Annotated in this window: 3 protein-coding genes and 1 pseudogene; all 4 read right to left on the bottom strand. The window is 36.1% G+C overall.

Features of this window, described 5'->3' with window-relative positions; genetic code table 11:
• On the bottom strand, positions 1-620 hold a 620-nt coding region (locus tag WBY99_RS03645), incomplete at its 3' end, for a M13-type metalloendopeptidase (protein WP_423974979.1).
• A 195-nt stretch (positions 621-815) separates the two neighbouring features.
• A pseudogene (locus tag WBY99_RS03640) lies at positions 816-2,018 on the bottom strand (M13 family peptidase); the annotation flags it as partial.
• Between the two features lie 33 nt (positions 2,019-2,051).
• Entirely contained in the window at positions 2,052-4,274 is a 2,223-nt protein-coding gene (locus WBY99_RS03635) for a transferrin receptor-like dimerization domain-containing protein (RefSeq protein WP_423974978.1), read from the bottom strand.
• An 81-nt stretch (positions 4,275-4,355) separates the two neighbouring features.
• Positions 4,356-6,021: DUF885 domain-containing protein (locus WBY99_RS03630; RefSeq protein WP_423974977.1), on the bottom strand; the 1,666-nt coding region annotated here is incomplete at its 5' end.

The raw sequence follows: 6,021 nt of genomic DNA, 5'->3' as shown, positions 1-6,021 counted from the left end.
CGCTTATCCTCATTAATATGCATTTTCTGACCAGGTTTTAAATTAAAGGCTTCATAAAATGGTGTGAAATTCATCAATGGTCCGTTTACGCGCCATTTATTTGTAGAATGTGGGTCAGTTTGAACTTGTACTCTGGTCGTTTCATCTGTATATTTCCCTCGCTCGGTATTTGCATAAGATAGAAAGAAACGTTGATTAGGCGTAAAACCATTAATTTTTGTATTACTTTGCCCTTCCTTAGTCATTTTGAAGGCATCATAAGCAATGGAAACGCCGCCGAAATCTGCCATATTTTCGCCTGTTGTCAGTTTTCCATTGATATTTAAATCGCTAAATACCGGAAATCCGTCATATAAGTTTTGAATCTGGACAACCTTTTCATTAAATTTTGTCTTGTCATCTTTAGTCCACCATTCGTTAATGTTTCCCACTTTGTCATATTGCGAACCTTGGTCATCAAAACCATGTGTCATTTCGTGGCCGATCACAACACCGATTGAGCCATAATTTACGGCATCATCTGCCTCATTATCAAAAAATGGGAACTGTAAAATTCCTGCGGGAAAATTGATGTCATTTGCCACTGGATTATAATAAGCATTCAGCGTTGGTGCCGTCATTTCCCAGCGATTTTTATCTACAGGTTTTCCCAATTGCGATAGTTGATAATCGAAATTATTTCGATCACATGAAACGGTATTTTCAAAATACTGTGTTTTGTCGATATTTACTTTGCTATAATCTCGCCATTTAGCAGGATAGCCGATTTTTCTTCGAATAGCACTTAATTTTTCTTCTGCGGTTTTTTTTGTTGCGTCGCTCATCCAATCTAAATTTTTTATTCTTTTTCCAAATGCCGTTGTGAGATTAGTTATAAGTTCATCCATCCGTTCTTTCGCTGCTGCAGTAAAATATTTTTCTACGTACAATTGTCCTAAAGCGTCGCCTAATTCTGTATCGGTGTATGCTGCCATAAGTTCCGAGCGTTTTTGCTGTATTTTTTGACCGGTCAATTTTTTCTTGTAATTAAATCTTGCATCCTGAAAAGGCTGACTTAAAAAATTAGCGTAAGAATTTAGAGCGTGTGCTTTTAGGTATAATTTCCAGTCTGAAAGTGGAACGGTCTGTAACATACTGTTTAACTGCTTGTAATAGGCAGGTTGCTCCATATCTACTGCTTCCACTTTTATATTGAGTTGATTAAACAAATTACTTCAGCCTATATTTGCCTGCTCTTTTTCTATTTTATCTAAGGAAACTTTATTGTAATTAGCCTGTACATCTCGTAATTCTACAGCAGTTTTATGTGAGGAAGCCAAATCTTTTTCAATTTTATAAACCTTTTCTGCATCTTTGGCGGCACTTGCAGCATTCGAGCCTGTGAGTGTAAATAAACTTGCTAAATAATTTTTATATGCTTTCTGAATCGCAAGCGTGGATTCGTCTGTACGGAAATAGTAATCCCGATCTGGCAATCCGAGACCACTTTGCAGCAAATAAAGAATATTTTCTGAACTCTTTTTTTGATCCTGACTTACGTATAAACTAAAAAGATTTTCGGTGCCATTTTTTTCTTCATCTGCAACGTATTGCATCAAACTAGGAACTGAATTAATGTTTTCTATCTTTGTTAATAAAGGTTTCACAGGTTCAAAACCTCTCTGATTAATTCTTACAGAATCCATTCCGGAAGCATAATAATCGCCCACTTTTTGCTGAATACTTCCCATTTTACTGTCATTTGTCGCGGCATTTATCAAAAGGTTCTGCAAGCGATTTTGTATGGTGATATAAACTTCATAACCACTTCCTGTTCCCGGAAACTCAGCAGGAATTTTTGCGGTTTTCAACCAGTTTCCGTTGGCATAAGTGTAAAAATCATCACCGGGTTTTATAGAATTATCGATGTTTTTAGTTTCAATAAACTGTCTTTTTACAAGATTCGTTTTATTTTGTGCCTGAAAAGTTGGGCAAATAAAAATTATACCCAAAGTAATTAAAAGTTTTTTTGTTTTCATCTTTGTTATTTTAGATTTAAATTTTTAGTACAACTATTTCAATGCCGTTGCTTTTAAATAATCAGCCAATTTTGTTATTGCTTGTGCATCAATATTAATTTGATCTTGCGCTTCACTCCATCTTCTTTGTTCAATTGCTTCACGAATTCCCGGCATTGTTTTTACGCCATAACCGGTGTAGAATCCAGGTGCGTAAATTGTGTGTTTATACCAAGGACGGCGCGGTAATCCTGTATCAGAAAGCAATTGTTGTTCTGCTTGGTAAAGTGATTTGTTAAAGGCAACGCTTTCAGAATTATTATTTATTTTATCTTTAGAAACCACTTTTAATAGGTCTGCGTTAGTTTTTAAATTTTGTAAAGCATTTTGCAAGGGCGCGAAATCCAAGTAAGGAACTTCTGATTTTGCCGTTGGATTAATCAATTTCTTTTTTGGGTCTTCTGCGAGCGCAAAATAGTTTGATTTTATCATTTCATTTTCAATATCAGTGTTTTTTCTTTCGCTTTTCAAAAGACTTTGCAATTCGTCTGCATAACCGTCAATTGTCTTGTATAAATGTGTAAAATCAAAAGGAAGTACATCGGCTTGCGACATTCTTAGAACGGCTCTTCCAGCAGTTTGAGAAAGCGCCACTTCGTATTTAAAACCAGGATCTTTAAAAGTGGTGAAATCGTAATAAGAATCATAAATAGAATGGTATTCGCCACCATCTGCTTCGCCACCAAAACCTAAATTTAGAGACGGAATTCCCGCATGCTGTATAAAAGAAGAATAATCTGAGCCAGAACCCATTGCTTCTAATTTAAAATCATTTTCACCCATTACTTTCGCTTTGGAATCTGCGTTTTGTTCATTGGTAACATCGTAGGCTTTTCTTCGTTCGAAAATACTCACATTGGTTTGTGGATCCATTACATTTTTTACGATGCCATCCATTAATGGTTCCAATGCATGAGAGCCTTCCGCGTAGACAAATCCCCTTTCATTATTATCGGTATTAATATAAACGACTGCTTTTTGTTGCAATTCTTTCTGATGTGTTTCTAGCCATTCCGTTGAACCAAGAAGTCCTGGTTCTTCGCCGTCCCAAGAACAATAAACCAAAGTACGATCTGGTTTCCAGCCGGTTTTCATTAATTCAGAAATCGATTTTGCTTCTTCTAACATTGCTGCTTGTCCGCTAATGGGATCTGCCGCGCCATTTACCCAGGCATCTTGGTGATTTCCTCTGATTACCCATTCATCGGGATATTTTGCGCCTTTTATTTTTGCAATCACGTCATAACACGGAACAATATCCCAGTTAAAAGCCAGTTTTAAATGGACTTTGGTTTTTCCTGGTCCGATATGATACGCGAAAGGAAGTCCGCCTTGCCAATTGTTTGGAACATTTGGTCCGTCAAGCGCTTCCAATAAAGGTTTTGCATCGTGGTAACTTATTGGTAAAACTGGAATTTTTAAAATATTTAATGCTTCCGATCTATCTATTCGTTTGGCATCTTTTGTAGCGCCAATTCCAGGTGTTAAAGGATCTCCGGGATTTATTACCATATCCATAATTGAACCTCTTTGCACGCCATATTCATTTTTAAACGGACCTTTTGGATAAACATCTCCTGCAAAATAGCCGTCGTCCATTGGGTCACTATAAATGATGCAACCAATTGCACCGTGTTCTTGTGCCACTTTTGGTTTTGTACCGCGCCAACTGTGACCATATTTTGCAATCACAATTTTTCCTTTCACGGAAATTCCCATTTGGTCTAAAATTTTATAATCATCTGGTAAACCATAATTAACGAAAACTAAGTCTGCAGTGACATCGCCATCTGCACTATAAGCATTATACGTGGATAATTGCCCAGATTGTCCGCTTGTGGGGTCTTCTTTTAAAGCCGGTTCTTTTAAAATTGCGGTGTAAGAAGTTGGAAAAATCATTTCTAACACCCTTGTTTTTGGCGTCGGAAATAAAACGTGAAAAGTTTCAATTTCTGCGTCCCATCCCCATTTTTTATAAAGCGCAAGAATGTATTCTGCATTTTCTTTACTTCCGGGCGAACTAATATTGTGCGGTTTTGCCGAAAGAAATTTCATGGTTGCACCAATATTTTCTGCGCTGAGGTTTTTATCAAAAGAAGATTCTAACGAAAATTGTGTTGCGGCATTTTTTTCATTGAAACCAACTATTTTTTTTGTTTGCGAAAATGGAAGATTAAAAATGAAAAGAGATAAAATAGGAATTAGTTTTTTAAACATTTTGTTTTTTTTAAACATTTTAAAATATCAGTGAAAAAAACATTTAGAATGATATATTTGAAAAAATTGACTACTGTTTTGTTATGATTTCACATTTTTTGCCCAGTCATCCATATAAATTTCAAAAATATCTAAAGGCATTGAGCCGCCTTTTAAGATGGCATCATGAAAATCCCTGAGACTGAATTTGCTGCCTAATTGTCGTTGGTATTTATCCCGCAATTCTTTAATTTTCAATTCTCCTGATTTGTATCCCAAGGCTTGCCCAGGTAAAACCATATAGCGCTCTATTTCCAGAGTCGCCATTTCTTCGGGGATTGCTTCACGATCCATCGTATATTTAATGGCATCTTCGCGTGTCATTTCTCCCGTGTGAATTCCGGTATCTACAACTAAACGGATTGCTCGATGCATTTCAGCACCTAAAGCGCCAATTTGATGATAAGGATCTTTCAAAACTCCTAATTTTTTTCCCAAAGATTCACAATATAATGCCCAACCTTCTACGAACGCATTATCACCGCCTTTCTGACGAAATTTCGGCAGTGTTGTATCTTCATTTTGTAAACTTAATTGAAAATGATGACCGGGAATTGCTTCATGTAGAAATAAACTTTGCATTTCCCAGTTGGTCTCATTTTCTTTGGTAGGATCAAGAATGGGTACATAAAAAACACCTGGTCGATTGGTTGCGATATCGCCAGAAAAATATTGTGCAGCAGCAGATGCAGCACGAAAAGATTCTGTTTCTCTAATTTCAAATGGTGTTTTCGGAATCACTCCAAAATACTGGGGCAATTTCGGTTTTATGGTGTTGTAAACATTTTGATAATAAGCCAAAACTTCCGCTTTTGTTTTAAAAGGCATAAACTGTTTATTTGTTTTCATATACGTAAACAATTCGGGTAGGCTTCCTTTAAAACCGATAGAATCTTTTATTTTATTCATTTCAGCAGTAATTCTCGCTACTTCTGCAAGACCGATTGCATGTATTTGTGCGGGCGTTTTTTTAGACGAAGTATTTTCAAAAATAAGTTCACGATATATTTCGGCGCCATTTGGTAAAGCATTTATTCCGGAAGTTGCGCGGGTTTTGGGTAAATATTCGGTTTTGAAAAAAGCCATTAGTTTTTGATAAGCTGGTAAAACCTCTGTGCCAATTGCTTTTTTATATGCTGCGGTATATTTTTCTTTGTCTTGTTTGGTGAAGTTTTCCGGGAAATTTTTGATAGGACCGTAAAATGCCGAGGTACTGTCATTGATGCTGAGTTGCTCCAATTGTGGAATCACTTTTAAAGCCGTTGATTTAGGAATAACCATTCCTGTCTTTATACCTTTTCGCATATTTTCAATCATAACATTTACGAAATTTGGAATGGCAGCACATCTTTTTAACCAATTGTCATAATCTTTTGTGGTTTTGAAAGGTTGCAAAGAAGTTCCCGAACCAATGATTGCAAGCGCCAAATGAAAACTATTAAACTGATCGACAGGCATATATTCCAAATGGAAACGCTCAATGTTAAGTGAGGATTCAAGGCGGTTTTTTAAAATTAAATAGGAGGTTTTATCTTTTTCATTTAAAGTATTAACATTAAATTTCTGTAATAAATCGAGGTACTTCGTATAATATTGATGTGCTTCTGCCATATATTTCGCATCAGGAGCGGGTAATAAATCATTGTATTGATTTTCTCCGTTAAATGTTGCACTCACTGGATCTATTTTTAAACCCTCAGTATAATAG

Origin of the sequence: Kaistella sp. (genome assembly GCF_049588135.1) — a bacterium.
In the GTDB taxonomy this organism is placed as follows: Bacteria; Bacteroidota; Bacteroidia; order Flavobacteriales; family Weeksellaceae; genus Kaistella.
This window is presented reverse-complemented; position numbering and strand designations above follow the sequence as displayed.